The organism is Methylobacterium sp. 092160098-2 (assembly GCF_028920805.1).
Taxonomy (GTDB): domain Bacteria; phylum Pseudomonadota; class Alphaproteobacteria; order Rhizobiales; family Beijerinckiaceae; genus Methylobacterium; species Methylobacterium fujisawaense.
In genome coordinates this window covers 1-21,272 of the sequence record NZ_JAQPZJ010000006.1, presented here as the reverse complement: position 1 = coordinate 21,272, position 21,272 = coordinate 1, and the positions used below count along the sequence as shown (strand labels likewise).

Sequence of the window (21,272 nt, the reverse complement as noted above, 5' to 3'; positions counted from 1 at the left end):
GTACCGCGGCCCTCGATGGTGGACCGCGAGGCCAACATCACGGCCCTGTTCTACTTTCATGACCAGCCGCCGGCATCCGGGCCGGACACACAGCAGGTTGTGCTCGAGGTCTGTCGGGACGAGGGCCTGCAGCAGGTCATCTGGATCAGCGAGCCGTTCCCACAAGCCGAGCTCGCCGCGAAGTACGATCCGATCTACCGCGAAGGGGTTCGGCGTCACGGTGAGCCGGTGAAGGATCGCAGGCCAGAGACCGTCGTCTGGCCAGGCGGGCACATGCTCCTGGCGGTCCGCTCCGTCGAAGGCGGCCGCAAGCGGCTGATCATGATCGCCACTGGCGATCAGTACGAACAATGCTCGGCGGCGCACGAAGCGCGCGCCGGCCACCCAGCCAGCGTCCATACCTCCACCCTGCTGGATCCATCGACGCCATGACGCGTGTGACGGCTCACCGTGCCGGACCGTGTGCTACCGGCGTGCGGAAGGACAGCGGCATCGTCCGGGGTCCGATCTGCGCTCGGCGCGCTGCCGGTGTTGTGGTGACCTATCATCGCCGGCCGGCGGCATCGCTTGTGATCGACGCGAACGCCCTTGCGCGTGCCGAGACGCAACCGGAGGCCGCCAAGGCCCGGGGTTACCGCCTCGCAGGTACAGGCCAAGGAGGTGACGCTCTACGGCGTGTGCGAGGTGCCACATCGCGCCGCTCGGTCCGAGCGTGCAGATGGGAACCACGCGGTCATCACCAGCGCGGAGCGCGCCGGCGGCCCCGGCGAAATCTGGAAGCGGCATGGGGACGTGACGCGGGCACGCACAAGCCCGTGCGGGCAGCCTGAACGACTCCACGGGAAGGAGCCAAACACAATATCGGAGCGTCTGTTGGTGACACCATCCCTCATCCACGACTTGTTTCACCGGATCATGGGGTTCGATTATCCCCAGAACCACTGGTGGATCGACCTCCTGGCCGTGCTCGCCTTCGTCGTCACGCCGGCTTGGACAGGATGGCTGATCGTCCGATTGGGCCTGCGGTGGGCGGGGCTGCGGCGCCGGCTGGCCCGCCCGGGGGCGGTGCCGCCGCGCGGCCCGCAACCGATGTCGCCGGCCGCGGCCGGCGCATCCGGGGTGGTGCCAGGCTGGCGCCTGGAGCACTTCATCGTCCGGGCGACACTGCGCTTCCAGCTGCGCCTCGTGCTGCTCTCGCTCCTGACCCTTCCGGCGGCATGGCTCCTCCTCGGAATCCCGAAGCATATCATCAACCGCGCCATCACCGACGCAGATGGGGATGGCTATCCGGAGCTGACCATCCTGGGTCTCACCCTCTCGCAGGTGGAGCTCCTGTTCGCCCTGTGTGCGGGCTACCTCGCCGTGCTCACGATAGGCGGGTTAGCCAAGTATGCGGTGAACCGCGCGCGCGGACGCGTCAACGAGCGCCTCGTCCGCCGGCTGCGCCTCGCCATCATCCGGCGGACCCGCGGGGAACGCTCGCCCGAGCGCCGGGCCGCGCTCGCGGCCGTCGCCGTCCAGGAGGTCGAGCCCATCGGCTACTTCGGGGCGAGTCTCGTGGCTGTGCCGCTCGTCCAGGGCGGGTCGCTCGTTACGAGCGTCGTCTTCCTGCTTCTCCAGAACGCCGCCCTGGCGCTGGCCGCGCTGATGATGTTGCCGGTTCAGCTCACGGTCCTACCCCGGCTGCAGCGCCGCCTGAACGCCAAGGTTCGCGAGAGGGTCTACGCGACGCGGGCGCTCGGGGGGCTCCTGACTGCGGAGGACACTGCACACGCGCCCGCACGCGCCGCGTCCGTGCCCGATCCAGCACGAGAGGCGGGCCTGCTACGGCGGATGAGGCTGGCGGAGGAGCTTGAGCGGGTGCGGGTCGAGATCAACGACCTCAAAGGCCGCCTCAAGGGCGTTTACAATTACACGTCTAACCTCACGCCGTTCTTCTTCTTCGCGATCGGCGGCTACCTCGTCGTGCAGGGCCGCCTCTCGCTCGGCGCCCTCGTCGCCGCGCTTGCGGCGTACAAGGAGATCGCCCCGGCCTTGCGCGAGTTGTTCGACTTCGCGCAGAATTGGTCCGATGCGAGCGCGCGGTTCGAGGAGGTCACCAAGGCGCTCGGCCGCTCCCGACCGGATCCCGGGCCGCGTCGCACCCAAGCGCCGGAGCGTTCAATTCGGACCGCGTGAGCGCTCGCCCGCGGGGCCTGATGGCCGTCTAATCGCGGGCCGAAGCGCAAGCTCTTTCTGCGGCGATCGTATGCCGGGTGCAGGGTCGTCTTCGCGGTCGGCAGGAGCCGCCGCATGATGGAGCTTCGCGGGAGGAGCCTTCCAATGTGGATGCCGCACTTCGCTGAGACAGCGGGTGCACCCCATCAGGCGGAATGGCTCTGCCCACGTCCCGGCAGGGAGAGGCCTGTGTGCTCGCCGCGCGAACGCGATCCGCTCGTCAGATCAGGCGACCGCTCCGGCGGTGCGGTCGAATCTCTCGCCAGACTTCAGCATGGCGTGCATCGTAACCGCCAACTTGCGGGCGACGGCGACAGCGGCACACTTGAAGCCAACCCGTGCCTTGAGAGCGAGCCTCCAGGTCCGGAGGCCGCTGAGCTGCGTCCCTCCATGCGGCATCGGTCGTCCCACCACACAGCGGTACCAAACATCCTAGCAGCTACGGCCGGTTGGTGCTCGTGTTCTTGGGTTCGGATCCTGGGAGGATGGGATGGCCGCTCCGGTGCCGCTGCGGTTGGCCTTCGATGCCGAAGGCTTGTGCATCCTGGCAAAGGGCGCGATCCCGCTCAGACCCGTCGCCTGCTGGCTTTGTCGGCGACCTATGCGGGCGGCTCTCGCGCTCCGAGGCGGCAGCTTTCGGTGGGGTTGGGCTGTAGACGGTGCGAGACTGGGTTCCGGCCTTCAACGCTGGTGGGCCGGATGGGCTGAACAGCGTGAGGCACTTCGGGCCTAGCTTGAGGAAGGACCTACGCCGGCTGCACACGGGGTGGTGCGCGTCCACCACGGCGGACGTGAGGTCGCCGTGCACGCCGAGTTGAAGGGACGCCACGGCCGTGTCGTCGATGAAACAAAAAGCCCGGCCTCTCGGCCGGGCAGTGAGGGTCCCTTTGCACGGGGACATCAAGACCGGTAAGCTTTGGAGAACAACCGGCCTCGATCTGGGAATTAGAAGTCGCGCTGGACGCGGAAGCGGAAGGTGGAGACACCGGTCGACGTGGCGGTCCGCGGCACGAAGGTGCCGTTGTTGATACCAGCGACGTTGGCGTAGGCGGTCGGGCTCTTGTCAAGGTCGATGGCCCGGCCGTTCTTCAGGCCGATCTGCGTGTAGAAGCCCTCCACGCCGATATCGAGGTCCTTGACCGGCGACCAGATCAGGCTGGTCCCCCCCGAGAATTGGTAGGTGTCGCGCAGCGCCTGGCTCAGCTGGAAGAATCGGGTACCCGGCAGGCCGACGGCGTTCGAGCCGAAGGTGTTGGTGCCGTTCGGGTTGATCAGGCCGAAGACCTGACCTTGGGCGAATCGAGAGGCGGCCGAGAAGCTCTGCTCGCCGTAGGAGCCGTAGAAGGCCGAGCGCCATTCCGGCGACCAATAGTGCAGGTAAGACGCGACGGCCGTGAAGCTCGTAGACTTCTGCAGCTGGCCGGTGAACGGGTTGACCACCGCGTCCGAGAAGTACTGCTGGAACTTCTGGCCCTGGATGGCGGCCGTGCTCTGCGTGTAGCAGCCGGTGAACGCGCAGTAGCCGGTGTAGTTCTCCGCGCCGTTGCCGTAGGCGCCCTGCAGGTACAGCGCGTCACCCGGCGCGATGAACGGCGTGTTGATCTTCAGGCCGCCCTGAACCGCCCAGCCGTAGGTGTTGTTCGCGTGCGGGATGCTGATGTTCGAGCCGGTGCCGGTGCCGGCGCCGTTCTGGACGTTGCCGACGTTCAGCTCGTGCACGGCAGCCGAGAGCTGAGCCGAGCCCCAGGCCTGGTCGAGGCGCAGCACGCCGACGAAGTCGGGCATCCGCGAGCGCTCGATGGCGTCGATGAAGCTGTAGCGGCTCGGGACCGCGCCGGTGTAGCCGATGAACACCGGAACCGGCGAGTTGCCGAGCAGAAGGCCGCTATTCGCCAATGACGAGATGTTCGCCGCGCCGGTCGGGTTGATGGTCGGCGAGTAGATCGGGCTGCGACGGAAGACCGGGTCTTCGATCGAGATCGTGGCGGAGAGGCCGTTGCCCAGGGTCGCCGTGTAGGCGAGCAGGTTGGTCGAGAACACGTCCGAGCCCAAGCTCTGGCCGATGATCTCGAAGTCGTGGGCGTAGAAGTCGAAGAACGAGGAGGCGCGACCGGCGGTCAGGCCGGCGAACTGGATGAACGCCTTGTCGACGTTCATGTACTGCTGGGCACGACCAAAGGCATCAACGCCGGTGGGGACATAAGCATTGCCGATGCGCTGCTGGGTGCCGGAGGTGCCGATGCTGGAATGGCCGGTGCGCGACCCGGCATCGAGGCGCACGAAGGCGCGCAGGGTGCCGTAGGCGGTCTGGGTGCGGGCATCGAGGTTGATGCGCATCCGGCCCTGGTAGCCCGACGTGTCGCCGCTCTGGCCAAACTGGCGGGAGTAGCTGGGCTGGTAGCCGCCCTCGAACCGGGCGCGGCCCGAGATGCGCAGACAGGTATCAGTCCCGGGTATGTAGAAAAAACCGGCGCCGTAAGCGGTGCAGACGCGGACGTACTCGATCGGAACTGCCTTCTTGACCGGCAGGTCGGCGGCATGGGCGGCGCCCACCGCCGCAAAGGCGGCAGCCGAGCCCAGCAGTGAGTTTTTCAGAAACCTCATCGATATCCCCAAAACTTCGAGACCCAGTGATGCAGACGCGCCCGGTTTTCCGGGTCTTGCAGCATGTTCTACAGATTTGGCCTGCGTTCTGAGCGGCAGGCTCCTGCGGGCTGTCGTCTGGCGACGCCCTCATGCGCCCTCACCATGTGTGAATGGGTTCCAGCGAGCAATAAGGATTTCGCGTTCACAGTGATGGTTCCCGTGCATTGTGTCGTGATCGCCACAATCGCACGAGCCTTCAGCTAGAGCAGGTCCCGATCAGCTTGAAGCATAAGCGTCATCCTCGTAGCCGGCCGCCGCGAAGTAGTTGCGGCACTCCTCAGGCGAGAAGCACGCGAAGGCTTTGTAGATCGCCGCCCAGAGATCGCTGACCGTGCGGGCCGCCGCGCTGCGCAGGAGCGCTTTCAGTTTTGCGAAGGCCAGTTCAATCGGGTTGAACTCAGGCGAGTACGGCGGGAGGTACAGGAGCCGGGCTCCGGCTGCCTCGATGGCCTCGCGCACGCCCGCCACCTTGTGAGCGCCGAGGTTGTCCAGGATCAGCGTGTCGCCCGGCCTCAGGGTCGGGACCAGTGTCTCTGCCACGTAGGCGCGGAAACGCTCGCCCGTGACAGGCCCGTCCAGCAGCACAACCGCACTCGGCCCGCTCGTGCGCAGCCCGGCGATGACCGTGGTGGTTTTCCAGTGTCCGGCGGGCGCCGCGATCCGGCAGCGCGCGCCGCGTGGTGCCCAGCCATAGCGGCGAACCATGCTGGTGTTAGCCGCCGTCTCGTCCAGGAACACGAGGCGCTCCGGATCGAGCTCGGGCTGGGCCTCGAACCACGCCTCACGCGCCGCTCTCACGTCGTCTCGCTCCTGCTCAGCTGCGTGCAGCGCCCTTTTTTGCGCGTGATCCGGTGCCGGGCGAAGAAGCGCGACAGAGAGCTGGTGGTGACCGCGACCCCGTGCTCCCGAAGAGCTTCGCGCAACTCGCGCAGGAGGATCTGCGGGCGCGCCTCATAGGTCTGCCGGATGAGCTCGGCATGAGCCTCGATGTGATGGGAGCGCTGGTCGCCGCCCAGCGGCTTGGGCGCGACGTGCCCCACCCGCTGCTTCTGTTGCGACCAGCGGCTGGCGCTGGCCCGGCTCACGCCGAAGCGCTCGGCGGCCTGTCGGCAGGTCGCCCCGGCTGAGACTGCGGACGCCACGCGCTGGCGCAGATCAACGGACAAGGTTGTGGGCATGGGCGCCTCCTTGCCCCGTCAACCCGCAGCAACCCAGCACAGCTTCCGATCGGACGAGCGCCGCTCTAGCGACGGCTCGGGAATGCGCATAAATGCTGCTCTGCGAGCGCGCCCGCGCGGCGGGCGATAAGATAGCACAAGAGCGTAGGGCACCGAACTCGACCAAGCAGCAGGAATATGTTCTGAGTTCGCTTATCGCTTATGCTGTTGCCTCATGCGCACGGATTAAATTACCTCTGAGTAGAAGATATGTGCTCTAGGACAGAAAAACTTCCAGAAAACAGGGAGTCCGTTATTATAATCCGTCATTACGGTTTATTAGAACCTTTAGATTGGGATAGAGCTTGCGATGAAGAATTAAATTTAATGGATGATTTATGGAATAAATTTGTCGACATTAACGAAAAGTACATTAAGTTATATCACAAAACCATCTCCATCGATCAACAATTTATTGAAGCTAAGGAAGAATACTATAATTTGTCAAGAAGCGGAGCGCCATTTCTATCCGTTTCGGAAGCAAAAAAGAACTTAGCTGTTGCACAAAAGGATGCGTCCCGCAGAATGGCAGTTGCGCTTCGGGCCTTAGAAACTGCGCGGCGGGATGAAGTTAAACTCGCTCGGCAGAACAGCGGCCTTTGGTGGGGTAATTATAATGCGCTCGTCCGCGCCTTCGAAAACGGGCGCAGCGCAGCAGTTCGAGGCGGCCACACAATGCGGCGCCGCACAGCCGGCGGGAACGGCCGACTTACAAACACTCTACAGGGCGGTGCTGCCGTCGAACACTTGTTTGACGGAACCTTAAGTCAAGTGATGATCCGCGAGCCGCCAGAGCGCGCTTGGTCCGCCGAAAGCCGCGGAGAACGTCGCCGGCTTCAGCGAACCGTGCTCACGGCCACTGTTTTTGTCCGACTTGGCGAGCGCCGCAATGTCACTTGGCCGATGGTGATGCACCGACCGATTCCGTCTGATTGTCGCGTGAAGAACATCGTCGTTACAAGACGTAGAATTGGTGATCGGTGGAAATGGGCAGCGAGCTTCACCTGTACCCGCAGAGCAGACCAGCCCCCGCCTACACCGTCCGGATCTGAGCTCATTGCCGTCGACGTCGGCTGGAGGCGTGTGCCCGAAGGTCTTCGCGTCGCGACTGTCTTGGCAGCCGGTGCCTCGCCTCGCTTCATCATCTTACCGCCGGATTTGATCGAGTCGTTCGCCTTCATCGACGAGCTTAGACAAAGGGTTCGCACGAGTGCGCGCACTGGTCTTGAACTGCTTCAGAATATAAATTCCGATTCATTCGAACAACCCTATCAAGATTTACTTGCCACATTTCAATCAAAGCAAGAAGAAGGGTTCGCTCATTTGAAAAAATTTTGCTATAGCGAATTCTTTACTAAACAATCCAGGGAAGCTGTCGGAACGAAGATAAGCTCATGGCGCCTGGATTATATCAGGCTCGCAAGATGGTTGAGCAATCAACAGAGAAAATTGGTCGCACGCAGAAATAATATCTACCAAAATGCTGTTATCGGCGTCATCGAAAATGCGTGCAAGTTAATCGTGAACGATGTGAAGTTCGGCGAGATAGCTGCTCGTGAACGGCCGAGCAAAGACGCAAAATTCTTTCCCCGTCGCGCGAACTATTACCGAGTAGTCGCCGCACCTTCTGAGCTCGTCCGCTGTCTTAAATTTCAGGCCTTCAAAAGAGGTGTCGCATTTGAAAAGAGGGAAGCCATCAATCCCGTTGGTTGCCCGGAGTGCGGGTCGGCGGCACGCAGAACCCGAGCCGATGCATGGCCACAAATCTGCGCTAGATGTGGTATAAGCTTCGATCAAGATATTGCCGTTTGCAAGTCGCTTCTGTTGCCGGAAATGTGAATTGCGGATAGGATTGGGCGGCTGTAGTTGAATTATTCACGAGTCGCAGATTGTATCTGCGGAGCCGTAGCATTCACGTTGAGGTCAATGTTTAGACATGATTAAGGATCATTTCGCGTTCCATCATGTCCTTCACGACAGCGACACCTGAACACTAGGACAATAGCGAAAAGCGCCGGACTTTACGTCCGGCGCTTTTAAAAGTATTGGAATATAAAAGTTTTCGCTACGAAGCGGCGAAACACGCGTACCGACTTTGTGACTGCTGCTGACGCGTTTGTCAATTGGCTCATGACGTGTCGAACGTCTGCTTCTTCGGTATTCCGCCAAAAGCGGTCCGGAAGATAGCCACCTGAGAGGACCTTTGTCCTGCCATGCAGCATTTCGCTGATCTGACCGTTTATTGAGGTCGCTACGAGTGTGTTGTACACGGATCAAACCGGCAGCTCGCTGTCGGAGAACCCTGTCGGCTATTTTAGTATCGGGCGAACGCTGTCTGGGCATGCCTGTCAGTTTGACCTCAGCGGATGAGCCGGACATCAACGCCAGCAGCTTTGGCGATTTCTTGCCAGGCGGCATTGGCGGTTAGGGCGACGGCGCCGGAGCGAGCAGCCAGCGCAAGGCAGAGCCGATCCCCGATCCCGAGTCCCTTGAACCGGGTCAGCGGCTCGAGGAGGCCTGCGCGAATAGCGAGATCGTCGTCGACCGGCGTGAGTGGGAACACGAGGCCGGTCCGTAGCGCCCGCACGGCCGGCTCGTCGGCCCCGTTGCGGATCATCCAGCCGGCGACCTCGCCGAAGTTCACGGTCGTCATCGTGGCCGTGCCGGTGAACGCTTGAAGCAGCTGCTCCCAGCCGGGCTCTTGGCGCAGGTAGGCGAGCAGCGCCGAGGCGTCGAGGACACTACACGCCAAGATCGGACTCCGTCGTAGTTGCGTTCGGCTTATCGTCCGCCCCTGCTGATGCCCCCTCCTCCTTGGTAGCCTCGGCACGTCGCGCCGCGAGGAACGCATCGACCGAGGCGCCATCACCTGCCAGGAAGGAAGCGGCGTGGGTCTGTAGCTCTGCCATGGCGGATGCGACGGAGCGAACCCGAAGTTCGCCATCGACCAGGGTCAGCACGACTGGGCCGCCGTACTCCAGGTGGAGAGCTTTGCGAGCTTGGGCGGGGATGATCAGACGACCACCTGCGTCGATCTTGGAAAGTGTCGCGCTCACGGCGTGGTACTCCGATGCTCTCGATGTGACATATCGACCATGCTAAGCGATTATAGCCAACAATCAGCATCCACCATGGAGCGGCAATAAGGCATCTTCATCATATCTGTCATCGGACCGGTTCAGAGAGGCATGGCCTTAACCGACCGGTTTCGGCCAGAGTCGATCACCTATGGCCGGAACATAGGGTTGCTGGCGTTTCGGCCAGGGTCTAGTTTCGGCCATTGTTTTCGGCCAAATCTTGGATCATGGCTCGCACCTTCGCCTACCTGCGCGTGTCCACTCTCGGACAGACCACCGACAATCAGCGCCAGGAGATCGCGGCGGCCGGCTTTCAGGTCGAGCCGCAGCGCGTGATCACCGAGACGGTGTCGGGCAGTGTCGCCACCGACCAACGCAGGGGCTTCGTGCGCCTGCTCGACCGGCTGGAGCACGGCGACGTCCTCGTGGTGACCAAGCTCGACCGGCTCGGCCGCAACGCCATGGATGTCGGCGGCACGATCAGGCGCCTCGACGCCCTCGGGGTGCGCGTGCACTGCCTCGCGCTCGGCGGTGTCGACCTGACCAGCTCGACCGGCAAGCTGACCATGGGCGTGATCAACGCGGTCGCCGAGTTCGAGCGCGACCTGCTGATCGAGCGCACCCAAGCGGGGCTCGCCCGGGCGCGGGCCGAGGGCAAGGCGATCGGAAGGCCGGCGAGCCTCACGCCGGAGCGGCGGCGGGAGGCCGAGCGGCTCCTGCGCGACGGCCGGAGCGCATCGGCTGTGGCGCGTGAGCTCAAGGTCGGCCGGACCACGATCCGGCGGGTGCAGGAGGCGATGCGCAGCCATGAGGTTTCCGTAATTTTGTAGATCGTGTCCGTTCATGAAGCACGGCGAACGACCTGTGCAGACAGGCGCAGTCTACAGCGCAGCCGAGGCTGTGCAGCATCTTCACCCGCTTCCGCGAAATTGCACGCGCCCTCGGAGATCTTGTCCTTGCGCAATTCGGCTTACCGGGATGGCTTTAAAAAGCGGCTCGCAGAGGTGATTACGCGATCCGCTGACCACATGCGGAAGGACAGCAGATAAACGATCAGTCCAAGTGTGAAGTAGCACGAGGGTGTGACCTCGCTATCTTCAGGCCAATCAGGTCGCCGCGGCGCTGACATGCAGTTTAGACTTGCAATCCGTCTCCTCCCTGCACATCGACCTCTGCAGCAATCCGCGCGAGTTCTTCCGGGTGCCGGGCGACGACGCGAAGCAGGTTCGTCATCGGTCGGCTCGCGAGGACCTCGCCACTCTCGTACTTTTGGAAGGCGCGCGGCCCCCCACCGAAGATGTGCCCGGCTCTCGCCTGTGTCAGGCCGAGTCGCTTGCGCAGGCGCACGACCTCGTCCGGGCCGGCGAGGTTCTCGACCTCGGCCTTGAGCCGACTCAGCTCGCGATCCGAGACCCTCATGTCGGCACGCGTATGGATGCTTTCACCGCTGGCGTCACAATACCAGCCGGGCATCGGGAACGTACGCCGGCGTCCTTTGTACGTAATCGTGAAGGGACGGGTTGCGCGAACCATCGGCCTCCCGGTGACGGGGCAAAAAAGTGCCTCAATCATTCCCCTTCTCCTTGAACGACAGCAACACGAACTCAGTCACGACGTCAGCACGGAACTTGACGTACAGCACGCCTAATTCTGATGGGATGTGGCACACATCCTGCCACTCACGATGATTGTGGATGGATGTCACGAACTTGTAGAAATGCTTTCTCTGCATGCTGCCGATGATGGCTGCCATCTCTGACGGACTCAGCCCCAGCTCTGCTGCCGTTCGCAGCGCCGAACCGGCGACTTGGAAGGCAGGCGACACCGCCCAGGGGCGGACGCGCTCCAGGTCGTACGCCGGCTTGCGCTTCTCTGACATGGCCGTTTATACACCATAATGGTGTCGTTGCAAAGCCCAGCTTTGACCGTGTTCGATCCGAATAGTCCGGCTGCTCTTAAAGCCAAGCTGTGGCAGGGTTCAGGGCATGCCGATCCGGCCCGAGCACCGCTTCTTCTACCCGATCGACTGGCGTGAGCTCTCGATCTCGATCCGCTTCCGGCGCGCCGGCGGTCGCTGCGAGGCGTGTAAGCGCCCGCACGGGCAGACCGTGTTCCACCTCGGCGATGGCCGCTGGTGGGATACGGAGGCCGGCGCCTGGCGCGATGGGCGCGGCAGGATCGTGCGCGTGGCCACCGGCAAGGTCGACGTGCTCGCGCGCGTGCGCCGGACACAGGTCGTGCTGGCGACCGCCCATCGCGACCACGATACCAGCAACAACGCGGGAGCCAACCTCGCGGCCTTCTGCCAGCGTTGCCATCTCATCCACGACCGGCCCGAGCACCGCCGACGTCGCTGGCTCACCCTGTTCCGGCGCAAGGCGCTCGGCGACCTGTTCCGAGGCCCCTACGCCTGAGGGGACGCGCCGGCCGCGCGTGAACGGGTCGAACACGGCAGCCGGCGCGCTCGCGAGCGGGAGCGTGAGGGCGCTCAACCGCCGCGATGGGCAAGAGAAGAAGTAACGCCGACACGGGGATCCGGATCCTCGCGGATCGCTACGCCTCTGCGGCATCCTTGGCCTTGCGCGGCCGTCTGGCGCGCTTCGGCCGCACGGACATGTTCGTCGCGGGCTCAGGGCTCTTCGGCCCCGCTTGGCGGCGCTGCTGACCAAGGCCGAGGCTCTTGGCGAGCGCGGAGCGCTGCTCGGAGTAGCTCGGCGCGGTGGTCGGATAGTCGCGCGGCAGACCCCACTTCTCGCGATACGCCTCCGGGGTCAGACCCAGCTTCGCGAGGTGGCGCTTGAGCGTCTTATAGGGCTTGCCGTCCTCGAAGCTGATCAGCGCCTCGTGCGTGATCGACTTCCGGATCTGGGCTGGCGTGGGTTTCTCGACCTCCGGAGCGGCAGGCGTACTGGATCCGCATAGGCCGGTCAGCGCGGCATGTGTGCTGGCGATCAGCGCAGGCAGCTCCGACACCGGGACGCTGTTGTTCGTCACATAGGCGGAGACGAGCTCAGCCGTCAGCCCGGTGTGGTCGACCGCCTCAGCCTTCATCGTCACTGCGTTCTCGCCCACGTCGCACCCAATTCTTGAAGACGGCGGGATATTCCGTCGCCGCAACCGAAAGCGCAATACGCCCCCCACAAAAGCACTGTGTTACGCCTGAACCTCAAGCATCGCACCCAACTGCGCCCGCGTTTGTCAAGGCGTCTGCTGGGTGTGCAAAGACGGCTGGCGGGGGAACTGAGCAAGGCCGATGCTACGGTCGACCGCTTGCTCCTCGCAACCGGCACGACCGGCGTCACCGGCCTCGTCAAGTCGCTTAGAGCCGCCGAAGCATTTTCTGCAGCGACGTTTCGGGTGCTGACCAACAGCTTGCCACCGAGGGCTGCCCCGTTCCCGAGCGGTGTGACCTCGGTGTCCTGCCCGCATCCAAGTGCCCTCTGTAAGGAAGGCTCTGTGCTCCACCGTGCCCAGTCGGCTTCGGGTGGGATGGATGCCCGAGGTCCGGTCTGAAGGCGGGAGAGCTATATGCCGATCAGCCGACGCCAGCTCGCGGCCTCGCTGCTTGCGTCCCCGCATATCGCCGAGCGGCACGCCATCGCGGCCTTCGTGGCAGACGCAGCGACACAACCGGCCCCCAACCCGTTTCCGGATACCAGCGTCGGAGCCGTGCGTCAGGTCTGGCGGCAGCGCGCCGCGGAGTTTCGATCGTTCGACATCGAGGCGGTCGGGCTCTCCTGCCTGCTCACGGCCGTATCCGGCATAGGTGTAGAGGAGGCGCTGGTGCAGGAGATCCTGCGGGCCGGCCCGCACACCGCGAACGTGTTTCACCGCGGCGACGGCTGCCGGATCGTCGGTGCCGTGCTCTACGGCAAACCGGGCGTCGGTCTGCCGGTTCTTCCGGTACCCAGAGCGATGCGTTCAGCCCTCAGCCGACAGTCCCGCGCTCACAGGCCAGCCGAGCAGCTCGATCTCTTCGCCCGGACGGAGACATGATAAATAGCTCTGAATGCGCAGGTCGACCGCGCCACCGTGTTTTCGATCCGCAGTACGGTTTGTAGAACTAACCCCAGCGGCGCTCGATGATGAGTGCATGGGCCAGTGTCCATGCCGATCAGGGTTTGCCAGGCGCCGGACGACGGCGGTGGAAAAGGGCTGCTCATACGGGCGGATCTGACGCTTCAACAAGGATGGCGACCCAGCCGCTCCCCAATCCGCGAGTGCTCATCTCGGCAATGCGAGCAGTTACGAACGTGACGCTCGCGGCCTTCAATCCCGGGCTGCCATGGGCTCGACGCCCGTCACCGTAGGCATGAGGCGGCAGCTCACGAAGAACCTCCGTAACCAAAAGGGCGAGCCTGCAGCCCGCCCCTTGTTCCCATGACGCGCTGCCATGACGATCCTGCTCCAGCAGGATTTCTTCTTGGCCGCGATAGCGCGCTACTTCTTGCGCCCAAATCGTAGGCCTTTCTTCTCAGTCGATGCTGCCTTGGCGCTCACTTCGCCCTCCTGAGAGGCAAACGCCTCCTTGAGGACCGCCCCTAGCGAGCCCTCGATTGCAGGAGTTCCCTTGGCCTTGCCGCGACCTTTCGGCTGCGGTGGTGGCGGAGGTTCGGGATCGATGAGACTCGCCACCCGCGCGGCGATATCGGCGACGATTGCTGCGTCGGCGGTACCCTCGTAGGTAACACCGCCGCCCTCCTGGTCGCGCGCCCGAAAGTCGAAGCTACGCACCTGGTTGATCACTGCGACCCCGTTCACCGCCCCGGCACTCACCTGTACGGCGAGGCCGGCCTTGCGCATACCCTCGGCAACCGTGTTGATCACCACGGCAATGACCATCCCGTGCCGATTGACGGCTTCCTCCGTGAGGACGAGCCAGTAATGGCGGCCACGCATCTCCTTCCCGACGGTCGGATTGGGGTCAAGCGAGTAGACCTCCCCACGTCGAGGAACGCGGGGGCCCAAGGCCATCAGCCCATCTCCTGCCCGAGCGCAGGCCCATCGAGCGCCCCCTCGGTGCCAGCATAGAGCTCGGGCAAGTGCTCCGCTCCCTCTAGCAGCTCAGCGAGCGTGTAGCGCCGCCGAAGCAGGACCGGCTGTACCTTCGGCTCGGCCACGAGCTTGCCATCTACCAAGCTCACCTCGACCTCGGCACCAGCTTCGATCCCGAGTTCCGCGAGGAAGTGGGTTGGGATTGAGAAAACGGTAGCGCCGCCCTGATGGCGAAGCTTGCGGAGCACACCCTTGCGCCCGATGCTGGATCCGCCAGAAACCTGGCGCCGGCGGGTCGCGACACTGGCGGATGCGGTTTGCATGGCTTGCTCCTTCGGCAGCAATATGTGCTACAGAAGTGAGACATTACAAGAGGCTTCGCTGCTACGGCCCCGATGGCTGAGCATGGCCCGCATCCAAAAAGGGTTCTCGCGTACGGATCGGCGTCAGCCCTCTTTGCCAATCGACATCGTTCTACCGCTCTCGGCCTTCGCGTGCGGGTTGCACGGGAGGAACTTGGTGCTCCATCCCACGATGCTGTCGCGTTCGCTCGCTGCGTCGCCGCGTGCGATCCTTTTCCTTCGGGACTGGTTCGACCAACACGACATGGTTTCCGTCCGGAGATAGATCCAGGGGCGCGGAACGGCGTACCGTCACGCGAGCCTCAGGCGTCTGCACTTTCCGCAAGGCCGCGAGGACCCACGCTTCGAAAGCCTGGGCCTCCCCCTCGTCCGCTCGGGCGTCGATCGCGAGATGCACGGCCGCATCCGGATGCCGAGCGACGACGTGGGCGAGCGCACTGCCGGTCTCAGGGGTGGCGCCGCCCAGGCCACAGATCAGAGCACGATCCGGCTGTCCGTCCTGCTGATACAGGCTCAAAGCCTCGGTCTTTGTCCGGGCCACGTAGATCCGCTTCGGTGAGCGTCGATCCCCCAGCTGGATCAATCCCGTCGTACCCTGCTGCCCGCTCCCCACCGCCACACCGGTTCCATCGGTCTGCTCGATCCCCAATAGGCGACCGCTCTGATCCCTGCGGGCGAACGCTATTCGGCCTTGGGGATCGATCAGGACATCGGCGCGAAGCTGCTCCAGGGTGAGCGGCAGCAGACCCCGTATCGCCGTTGCGGCGCTCCGGATCTCCCGTCTCAAGCCCTGCCACAAGATCGCGGCGAGCCGGCCGATACGCTCCTGCTGCCCCGGAATATCCGACGCGAACGGGATCGCGTGACCTGCTCGGCTCGGCCGCGGGACTGGGTACGCTGTGGGGGCATGCAGGCGCTCCGCCATGCGCTGCCGCAACGCCCGCGCGGCCGGCGACGGTGTGCGTACCGAGGCCGGGGCGATCCCGGCGAGGGCCCTCCTCCAGGGTCCCGCGCGCTCCAGGCCCATCCTGCCGCCGCTCCGCACAGGGATAACGCGTGTCTGGGCCGGCGCACCGCACCAGCCGCGCAGGTCGTCTCCGGCGAAGTCGGCGACGTTCGCCTTGCCGCCGCCGCTCGCACATGCAGCTAGGAAGGCCTGCCGGATCTCGCTCTGGCCGATGGACGCCATCTTGGGGTGCGCAGCTTTCCGGCTGCCCGGCAGGCCGCGCTCCTCCGGCCGGACCCCTGAGCGGACCGCCTCCAGCCGATCCCGGATCCGCGCCGTGTCGACGTAGAGCCGCACCGTGCGCCGGTGCCGCGTCATCGCCACGTACGTCGCCTCTGCGCCCGCGCCGCGCAGGTCGGCGACATACGCCTCGTCCACGGTCACGCCTTGGGCGGCGTGCGTGGTCATGGCGTAGCTGTGCTGGAGCCGCGGGACCTGCGGCTCGCCCCGTTGCCGATCCCCGACCAGCGCGCTCGTCCGGGCGCTCAGCCGGACCCCGTTCTTCACGAGCCGCAGCGTCAGCACCGGGTCGGCCGGATCACCGGAGAGCGCCTCGACGCGCGCCAGGTCGGCGTTGCGGATCGCCTGACTACCGACCTTCACGCTCTCCCCGAATATTACCTCGTCGCCGACCGTCAGGGCCAGCGCCTCGGCCCTACCACCGCCGCGCGGGATCGCGTCGATCTCCACGTCTTCCCCCTCCGGCAGGAGCCCGTCCTGCTTGAGACGGGCGCGGATCCGCGCGTTGAGCGCGCGCACGTCCTTGTTCCAGCCGGTCAGCACCGCCCGCGTCCGCTCCGCCCCCTCGGGCTCGAGGCGGCTCTCGGCGTAGGCATCGACCAGCGCCTGGATCGTGGCCTCGCGGTCCGTCCCCCAGGTGATCGCGCCGCCGCGGTCGTAGGCCTCCAACGCGCTCGCGGTCCGGCCCGCGGCGAAGTCGATGCTGGCCGCCCGCATCCAGGCCCCCTCCGCCTCGCTGCGCCCGCGCTGCCGTTGGATCTCGTCCATCCGGCTCGCGCCCAGCGCCCGGACCAGCAGCCGCATCGGCGCGCCCGCCGGCACCGGGACGAGCTGGCGCGTGTCGCCGCTCAAGACCAGCTTGGCTCCGGCTGCGCCTGTTGCCTCGACCAGCGCGGCGAGATCGCGCGTGCCGATCATCCCGGCCTCGTCGGCGATCACCACCGTCCGCGGCCCCAGCGCGATCTCACCCTTGTCGATCCGGTTGAGGAACCCGGTCACGGCCCGCGCCATCGACTCGGGGGTGGCCGTGTCGGTCTGGATCACCTCGACCGCCTTCCAGCTCGGCGCGATCGCCCAAACCTCGCCGCCGCTGGCCCGCACCGCCTCGGCGACGCTCGCCATCGCGTACGACTTGCCCGAGCCGGCGCTGCCCTCGACCACGCTCACCCCGTCGCGGTTGAGCGCGTGCCGCACCGCAGCCCTCTGCTCCGGGCGCAGGCTCGGGCGATCCGCCAGGACCCGCGTCACCACCTCGTCCGGGACGAACGCACGCTCGTCCTGCCGGGTGTAGGCCACGCGCAGCATGGTCTGTTCGGTCGCGATCATCGCGGGCGTCGCGTAGACGGGTTTGTCCTGGGCCGAGCGCCCGACCTCCACCACCCGGCCGTCCTGGCGCAGGCGCTCCACCTGCTCCAGGACGGCGTCCGCCCCGGCCTCGCATTGCAATGCCTCGGCGGTCAGGCGCAGCAGCTCGCGCTCCTCCAGAACCGCCTGCATCTCGAGGGTCGCGGCGAGGCCGGCCTCCGCCAGGCGCTGCAGCCGCTCGGCGGGCGCGCCCGCCCGCGTATCGCGGATCCCGTCCGCCGCGATCCGCACCTCCTCGAACAGCGCCGCACGTGTCCAGCCGGCCTGGACCAGTTGCCGATCCCACTCGGCTTCCAGGCTCGCCAGCGGCGTCTCCCGATCCTTGCCGGCTCGCGTGTCGAAGGCGGCGGCCTGGGCCGCGACCCGGTCGTCGGCCGTCTCGAACCCCTGCTCCCGCGCCACCCGCTCGATCGCCGCGCGCCGCTTGGAGAACAGCTCCAGCACGGGCTCGGCCAAGCCGGCGACCTCGAAGTTGCGCCCGCTCCTGACCGCCTCGCAGCCGAGCTCCGCCCTGAGACCCTCGGCCAGCTCGCTCCGGTACAGGGCCGCGATCCCGCCGGCGTTCAGCAGGATCTCGCGGTTGTCGAGGCCCCCGGTCGAGCCGTCGGCCCGTACGCACAGGTTCAGCAGGATGGCGTGGCTGTGAACGTGCGGATCCTGGGCCCGCGAGGTGAAGTGCCGGTACACCGCCGCGCTCACCCCGCCGGCCGGGGCCCGCTCCCGGCCCTGCGCCCCGGTCCGGGTCACGATCAGGCCGGCCGCGTGCGCGTAGTCGAGCGCCCGGCGCACCGCACGGTCATGCGCCGCCAGGATCCGGGCGCGCTCCTCGGGTCCGGCGAACGCCGCCAGCACGCTCACGCTCTTGGGCGCAGCGAACTGGAGATCGTAGCCGACGCTGCGCCGACCGTTGGTCGACGCGCGGACCAGCGGTTCCAGGCTTTGCGGGTCGCGGCCCGCCGCCAGGTCGCGCAGCACCCGCCCGTCGACCTCGGCTCCGTCCGGGCAGGACCGGAACGGATCGCGGGATCGGCTCAGACCGGAGCCGGCTCCGGACCTGGGCGTCCACCACACGCCGTTAGCCTCGCCCGCGCCGTTATCCGTGTAGTACGCGACTTGGTCTCGACCCTCGCTGTGGCCGCGGCGCAGCGTCGCCAGCGCCCGGTCGAACGCTTGCGCGTAGGCAGTCTCGAAGGCGGCGCTGCCCTCCGAAGCGGTCTCGGCCGCAGCCTTGCGCGCGTACGCCGCCGCCATTTCGTCGAGCGGGCTGTCGGGCGTGCTCAACCCGGCCTCGCGCCGGATCTGGCGCGCCATCGACTCGTAGTACTCGACGCTGGTGATCCGCGTGCAGGTCATCATCGCCTGAGCACCCGCACGCGCCTAGGCTGCGCCTGCATCGTCGCTCGCCTGGACCTCCGCGCGGTACAGGTCGACGATGAAGTCGCTGATCACCTGGATCTGGTCGCGCATCTCGGCCGCGCTCGCCCGGGCCTCGCGGGCGCTCAACGCCGCCGCCTCACTGAGCTCGGCCAAGCGGGCCACTGTCTCGGACGGGCCCAGCGCGGCGGTGAGCGCCTCCTCGACGAACAGGTACGGCGCGATCCCGCGCGCCCGGGCCGCCGCCTCCACGGCGTCCCAGAGCGCCTCGTCCAAGGACACGCGGACGGGACGGCGGGCCATGGGTGAGCTCCTGACAGTCAGGCTGTGCGATCTAGCAATAGCTTAGCGGTAAGCTTGGCCGCCAAGCAGCACCATCGGTGCGTGATGTGTCTGGATTTTGGTTAGTAAGCCTGAGGTTATCCACAGGCCGTCCACGGCTATCGTGGTCGTAAGCTCGGCCGTGGTATGATGCCGGTCATCCGGGATGGTGGGTTCGTGCGGTTCGCAGGTCCAGCCACACATGGTGGGTATGGCTGACGGAGCGGACTGCGGAGACCGCGAGAGGCGCAAGGAGTGATGGCGATGGGTGAGGCCGTCGAACCCGATCCCTTTAGCGAGCTGCGCGCCTTCCTGCGCGAGCAGATCGAGCTCGCCCCAAGCCGCAAGCCGTCCGCCTTCGAGGCGGTCAAGGCCGTGCTCCCGGAGATCAAGGAACTCAAGGCCAAGCGCCGGACCGACGCCGAGATCGGTGAGTTCCTCGCCCGGATGGGCGTCAAGCTCAGCGTCGGCACGCTCCGGCAGTACATCCAGAACGCCACGCGCGAGCTCGCCGGCCGCAAGCCCGTGCGACGCCGCCGCAAGGCCAGGGCGAAGTCACCCGCCAGGACCTCACGGGCACCTTCGGAACACCGGCCCGATCCGCAGCCACGCGCCACCGCCGCGCGTGATCCGGTGCCGACGCGCGGGCACGCGCCCGCCTCGTCCGCCCTCGGGCACAGCATGAGCAACAGGGACCTCTAGGCCGCGCAAGCAGGCTTGGGCATCGGATCGGAAGGGCAGCATGGCAAGGACACAGCAGGCGCGCACGGAGACCACCCCGCGGCAGAAGCGGCTCGTCCTGGTCACCTCGGAGAAGGGCGGCGTCGGCAAGAGCGTGACCGCCCGCACCCTCGTCGAGTACCTGCGCGAGGGCGCCACGCGCGTGGCGGCTTACGACGCCGACGGCAGCGTCGGCGGCCTCATACGGGTTCTCGGCACCCGGGATGAGGCGGGCGAACTCCTGGCCGAGCAGGATCCGACCGTCGGCGTGGGCTACTACAACATCCGCGACGGCGCTGAGAGCCACACCGTGCTTAACTGCCTCGGGACGGGGGAGCCCCTCATCGTCCACGATCTCGCCGGCGGCAGCCTCGCCGACCTGACGCGCATCACCGACATGGGTGAAGGTCTCGACGATCTGCTGGCCGCCGTCGATGAGAACGGCTACCGTGTCACCGTCCTGCACCTGATCACGTCGGAGGTCGCCGCGACCCGTTCCGTCGACCGCTGGATCAAGTTGGTCGGCGACCGGGTCGATCATGTCGCGGTCCGCAACACCCGCTGGGGCAAGGCCGAGTCCGATTTCCCCTTCTGGCACGGCTACACCGACGGCGACGGCGAGAGCCGGGGCGGCAAGGTCCGCACACGCCTGCTTGAGGAACTCGGCGGCCTCGAGATCAGCCTCCCCGCCCTGCCGGCCGGCACGTTCGCCAAGGTCGACGCCGACGACCTGCCCTTCTCGGCGGCCGCCTCCGCGTCGCGCCTGACCATCGTCGAGCGCTCGCACGTCGCGCGCTACCGGCGCGAGGCCGCGGCCGCGCTCGAGCACCTGCGACCCGTCCTCGGCCTCTGAGGCGAGGTCCAGCCTCTCAGATCCTCAGATCGCGATGCGCCCCGACGCCAAGCTCAATTTCGACAAGGCGGCCGAGGTCTTCGGCCTCGACCCGGGGCTCCGCGACCAGACGTGGCGGCGGATGATGGACCTCGGGGTCAATCCCGATGATCCTCTCTGGGTCTATCTCGCGGTCACCGGGCTGCTGGAGAAGGCGGCCCAGACTATCCCGGAGGCGATCGACGCAGTCCCCGAACGGGTCGAGCAGGCGGCCAAGCGCGCCGTCGGTCCGGTGGCCCAGGCCGCCAGCGCCCGGGTCGAGGCCGCCCACGCCACGCTCGCGGAGACCACCGGGCAGGCGGTCGCGGCGAGCGCGAGCGAGCATTTCAGGAGGATGGAGCGCACGCGTGTACGGACGGCCGTCATCATCGCGACCGTGGCCGTTCTCATCGGGGGCGTGCTCTGCGGTGGGGCGGGCTACTGGCTCGGACGCCGGGATACCACCGGCATGGGCGAGAAATGGGCTGCTCTCTCGCAGCGACCCGACAGCCAAGCATGGCTCAGTCTGGTCGAAGCCAATTCCGACTTGCGAGGCCTGATGAACCGGTTCTGTGCCCCATGGCAATTGCAGACGGATACCACGGTCAACCGAAGATACTGCGCGATCCCGCTCTGGACTGAGTTCACCTCTGCACCGGTCGGTGGACTACCTGAAGCGATCTATCTCACCCTGCGCGATTGGCTGATCGCTTTGGGGCCATTCTGGCTGGTCATCGTAGCCGGGTTGGCTGCTCTCGTGGGTCGCCGCCTGTTGAGCCGTCTGGTGACGTTTCGGCCCGTGGCTTGGCTCCTGAAGTAAACTGGGGCGCGCGGCCGGGGGGCACCCAAACCACAAGTCGG

Annotated in this window: 20 protein-coding genes and 1 pseudogene; 9 read left to right on the top strand and 12 right to left on the bottom strand. The window is 66.0% G+C overall.

Annotated elements, in window-relative coordinates; genetic code table 11:
* Positions 1 to 15 precede the first annotated feature (15 nt).
* Both PQI07_RS36555 and PQI07_RS36550 read left to right on the top strand, forming a co-directional pair.
* Positions 16 to 432, top strand: coding sequence for a threonyl-trna synthetase (locus PQI07_RS36555; RefSeq protein ID WP_274929315.1), 417 nt, complete (start codon positions 16 to 18; stop codon positions 430 to 432).
* Positions 433 to 873: 441 nt separating this feature from the next.
* The gene (locus PQI07_RS36550; RefSeq protein ID WP_446721021.1) at positions 874 to 2,178 is read left to right on the top strand and encodes a multidrug ABC transporter ATPase; all 1,305 of its coding nucleotides are present in this window, start codon (positions 874 to 876) and stop codon (positions 2,176 to 2,178) included.
* Between the two features lie 264 nt (positions 2,179 to 2,442).
* Here PQI07_RS36550 and PQI07_RS36545 read toward each other — a convergent pair.
* The 3 genes and pseudogenes from PQI07_RS36545 to PQI07_RS36535 all read right to left on the bottom strand — a co-directional run.
* Positions 2,443 to 2,592, bottom strand: a pseudogene (locus PQI07_RS36545) (IS110 family transposase); the annotation flags it as partial.
* A gap of 570 nt (positions 2,593 to 3,162) precedes the next feature.
* On the bottom strand, positions 3,163 to 4,821 hold the full coding sequence (locus PQI07_RS36540; RefSeq protein ID WP_274929313.1) for a porin: 1,659 nt from the start codon (positions 4,819 to 4,821) through the stop codon (positions 3,163 to 3,165).
* A 258-nt stretch (positions 4,822 to 5,079) separates the two neighbouring features.
* Positions 5,080 to 6,041, bottom strand: a protein-coding gene (locus tag PQI07_RS36535; RefSeq protein ID WP_274929312.1) for an IS630 family transposase whose coding sequence is annotated in 2 segments (ribosomal slippage) — positions 5,080 to 5,702 and positions 5,702 to 6,041 — 963 coding nt in all. Because the reading frame shifts where the segments join, the coding sequence is not laid out codon by codon here.
* A 366-nt stretch (positions 6,042 to 6,407) separates the two neighbouring features.
* Between PQI07_RS36535 and PQI07_RS36530 the strand changes: the two genes are divergently transcribed.
* Positions 6,408 to 7,919, top strand: a complete 1,512-nt coding sequence (locus PQI07_RS36530) for a hypothetical protein (protein WP_274929311.1) — start codon at positions 6,408 to 6,410, stop codon at positions 7,917 to 7,919.
* Between the two features lie 520 nt (positions 7,920 to 8,439).
* Here PQI07_RS36530 and PQI07_RS36525 read toward each other — a convergent pair.
* Positions 8,440 to 8,832, bottom strand: a complete 393-nt coding sequence (locus PQI07_RS36525) for a type II toxin-antitoxin system VapC family toxin (RefSeq protein ID WP_274929310.1) — start codon at positions 8,830 to 8,832, stop codon at positions 8,440 to 8,442.
* On the bottom strand, positions 8,822 to 9,136 hold the full coding sequence (locus tag PQI07_RS36520; RefSeq protein ID WP_274929309.1) for an AbrB/MazE/SpoVT family DNA-binding domain-containing protein: 315 nt from the start codon (positions 9,134 to 9,136) through the stop codon (positions 8,822 to 8,824). Before PQI07_RS36520 ends, PQI07_RS36525 begins: the two co-directional genes overlap by 11 nt.
* A gap of 248 nt (positions 9,137 to 9,384) precedes the next feature.
* On the opposite strand from PQI07_RS36520, the gene PQI07_RS36515 reads away from it, so the two are divergent.
* Positions 9,385 to 9,987: a recombinase family protein gene (locus tag PQI07_RS36515; protein ID WP_274929308.1), complete on the top strand. Its 603-nt coding sequence runs from the start codon at positions 9,385 to 9,387 to the stop codon at positions 9,985 to 9,987.
* Between the two features lie 304 nt (positions 9,988 to 10,291).
* On the opposite strand, the gene PQI07_RS36510 is transcribed toward PQI07_RS36515, so the two are convergent.
* Together PQI07_RS36510 and PQI07_RS36505 are read right to left on the bottom strand one after the other, a co-directional pair.
* Entirely contained in the window at positions 10,292 to 10,729 is a 438-nt protein-coding gene (locus PQI07_RS36510) for a type II toxin-antitoxin system MqsA family antitoxin (RefSeq protein ID WP_274929307.1), read from the bottom strand.
* Positions 10,722 to 11,036: a type II toxin-antitoxin system MqsR family toxin gene (locus tag PQI07_RS36505; protein ID WP_274929306.1), complete on the bottom strand. Its 315-nt coding sequence runs from the start codon at positions 11,034 to 11,036 to the stop codon at positions 10,722 to 10,724. The genes PQI07_RS36510 and PQI07_RS36505 overlap by 8 nt, the downstream gene beginning before the upstream one ends.
* Before the next feature lie 106 nt (positions 11,037 to 11,142).
* Between PQI07_RS36505 and PQI07_RS36500 the strand changes: the two genes are divergently transcribed.
* Positions 11,143 to 11,571 (top strand): hypothetical protein, encoded by a 429-nt coding sequence (locus PQI07_RS36500; RefSeq protein ID WP_274929305.1) that lies wholly within the window; start codon positions 11,143 to 11,145, stop codon positions 11,569 to 11,571.
* 139 nt (positions 11,572 to 11,710) lie between these two features.
* Here PQI07_RS36500 and PQI07_RS36495 read toward each other — a convergent pair whose 3' ends face one another.
* Complete coding sequence (locus PQI07_RS36495; RefSeq protein ID WP_274929304.1) at positions 11,711 to 12,229, bottom strand: Ros/MucR family transcriptional regulator; 519 nt, start codon at positions 12,227 to 12,229, stop codon at positions 11,711 to 11,713.
* A 456-nt stretch (positions 12,230 to 12,685) separates the two neighbouring features.
* Between PQI07_RS36495 and PQI07_RS36490 the strand changes: the two genes are divergently transcribed.
* Positions 12,686 to 13,153, top strand: coding sequence for a hypothetical protein (locus PQI07_RS36490; protein ID WP_274929303.1), 468 nt, complete (start codon positions 12,686 to 12,688; stop codon positions 13,151 to 13,153).
* Between the two features lie 444 nt (positions 13,154 to 13,597).
* Here the strand turns inward: PQI07_RS36490 and PQI07_RS36485 are convergent, their stop codons facing one another.
* The 4 genes from PQI07_RS36485 to PQI07_RS36470 form a co-directional block, all read right to left on the bottom strand.
* The gene (locus tag PQI07_RS36485) at positions 13,598 to 14,131 is read right to left on the bottom strand and encodes a type II toxin-antitoxin system PemK/MazF family toxin (protein WP_274929302.1); all 534 of its coding nucleotides are present in this window, start codon (positions 14,129 to 14,131) and stop codon (positions 13,598 to 13,600) included.
* Positions 14,131 to 14,475, bottom strand: coding sequence for an AbrB/MazE/SpoVT family DNA-binding domain-containing protein (locus PQI07_RS36480; protein ID WP_210342098.1), 345 nt, complete (start codon positions 14,473 to 14,475; stop codon positions 14,131 to 14,133). The genes PQI07_RS36485 and PQI07_RS36480 overlap by 1 nt, the downstream gene beginning before the upstream one ends.
* A gap of 151 nt (positions 14,476 to 14,626) precedes the next feature.
* Positions 14,627 to 18,481, bottom strand: coding sequence for a MobF family relaxase (gene mobF / locus PQI07_RS36475; RefSeq protein ID WP_274929301.1), 3,855 nt, complete (start codon positions 18,479 to 18,481; stop codon positions 14,627 to 14,629).
* Between the two features lie 21 nt (positions 18,482 to 18,502).
* Positions 18,503 to 18,802, bottom strand: a complete 300-nt coding sequence (locus PQI07_RS36470) for a hypothetical protein (RefSeq protein ID WP_274929300.1) — start codon at positions 18,800 to 18,802, stop codon at positions 18,503 to 18,505.
* Positions 18,803 to 19,084: 282 nt separating this feature from the next.
* Between PQI07_RS36470 and PQI07_RS36465 the strand changes: the two genes are divergently transcribed.
* The 3 genes from PQI07_RS36465 to PQI07_RS36455 are packed head-to-tail and all read left to right on the top strand — an operon-like array spanning position 19,085 to position 21,231.
* Positions 19,085 to 19,522, top strand: a complete 438-nt coding sequence (locus tag PQI07_RS36465; protein ID WP_274929299.1) for a hypothetical protein — start codon at positions 19,085 to 19,087, stop codon at positions 19,520 to 19,522.
* Between the two features lie 40 nt (positions 19,523 to 19,562).
* On the top strand, positions 19,563 to 20,393 hold the full coding sequence (locus PQI07_RS36460) for a nucleotide-binding protein (RefSeq protein ID WP_274929298.1): 831 nt from the start codon (positions 19,563 to 19,565) through the stop codon (positions 20,391 to 20,393).
* 34 nt (positions 20,394 to 20,427) lie between these two features.
* A complete protein-coding gene (locus PQI07_RS36455; RefSeq protein ID WP_274929297.1) occupies positions 20,428 to 21,231 on the top strand; it encodes a hypothetical protein in 804 nt (267 codons plus the stop codon).
* Positions 21,232 to 21,272: the final 41 nt, after the last annotated feature.

Excerpts from the sequence above, each read along its gene's own strand:
- PQI07_RS36510 (WP_274929307.1), bottom strand. The coding sequence starts at position 10,729 with ATGATTGAGGCACTTTTTTGCCCCGTCACCGGGAGGCCGATGGTTCGC.
- mobF (WP_274929301.1), bottom strand. The coding sequence starts at position 18,481 with ATGATGACCTGCACGCGGATCACCAGCGTCGAGTACTACGAGTCGATG.
- PQI07_RS36500 (WP_274929305.1), top strand. The coding sequence starts at position 11,143 with ATGCCGATCCGGCCCGAGCACCGCTTCTTCTACCCGATCGACTGGCGT.
- PQI07_RS36455 (WP_274929297.1), top strand. The coding sequence starts at position 20,428 with ATGCGCCCCGACGCCAAGCTCAATTTCGACAAGGCGGCCGAGGTCTTC.
- PQI07_RS36480 (WP_210342098.1), bottom strand. The coding sequence starts at position 14,475 with ATGCAAACCGCATCCGCCAGTGTCGCGACCCGCCGGCGCCAGGTTTCT.
- PQI07_RS36555 (WP_274929315.1), top strand. The coding sequence starts at position 16 with ATGGTGGACCGCGAGGCCAACATCACGGCCCTGTTCTACTTTCATGAC.
- PQI07_RS36515 (WP_274929308.1), top strand. The coding sequence starts at position 9,385 with ATGGCTCGCACCTTCGCCTACCTGCGCGTGTCCACTCTCGGACAGACC.
- PQI07_RS36490 (WP_274929303.1), top strand. The coding sequence starts at position 12,686 with ATGCCGATCAGCCGACGCCAGCTCGCGGCCTCGCTGCTTGCGTCCCCG.
- PQI07_RS36540 (WP_274929313.1), bottom strand. The coding sequence starts at position 4,821 with ATGAGGTTTCTGAAAAACTCACTGCTGGGCTCGGCTGCCGCCTTTGCG.
- PQI07_RS36485 (WP_274929302.1), bottom strand. The coding sequence starts at position 14,131 with ATGGCCTTGGGCCCCCGCGTTCCTCGACGTGGGGAGGTCTACTCGCTT.
- PQI07_RS36460 (WP_274929298.1), top strand. The coding sequence starts at position 19,563 with ATGGCAAGGACACAGCAGGCGCGCACGGAGACCACCCCGCGGCAGAAG.
- PQI07_RS36530 (WP_274929311.1), top strand. The coding sequence starts at position 6,408 with ATGGATGATTTATGGAATAAATTTGTCGACATTAACGAAAAGTACATT.
- PQI07_RS36470 (WP_274929300.1), bottom strand. The coding sequence starts at position 18,802 with ATGGCCCGCCGTCCCGTCCGCGTGTCCTTGGACGAGGCGCTCTGGGAC.
- PQI07_RS36505 (WP_274929306.1), bottom strand. The coding sequence starts at position 11,036 with ATGTCAGAGAAGCGCAAGCCGGCGTACGACCTGGAGCGCGTCCGCCCC.
- PQI07_RS36465 (WP_274929299.1), top strand. The coding sequence starts at position 19,085 with ATGGGTGAGGCCGTCGAACCCGATCCCTTTAGCGAGCTGCGCGCCTTC.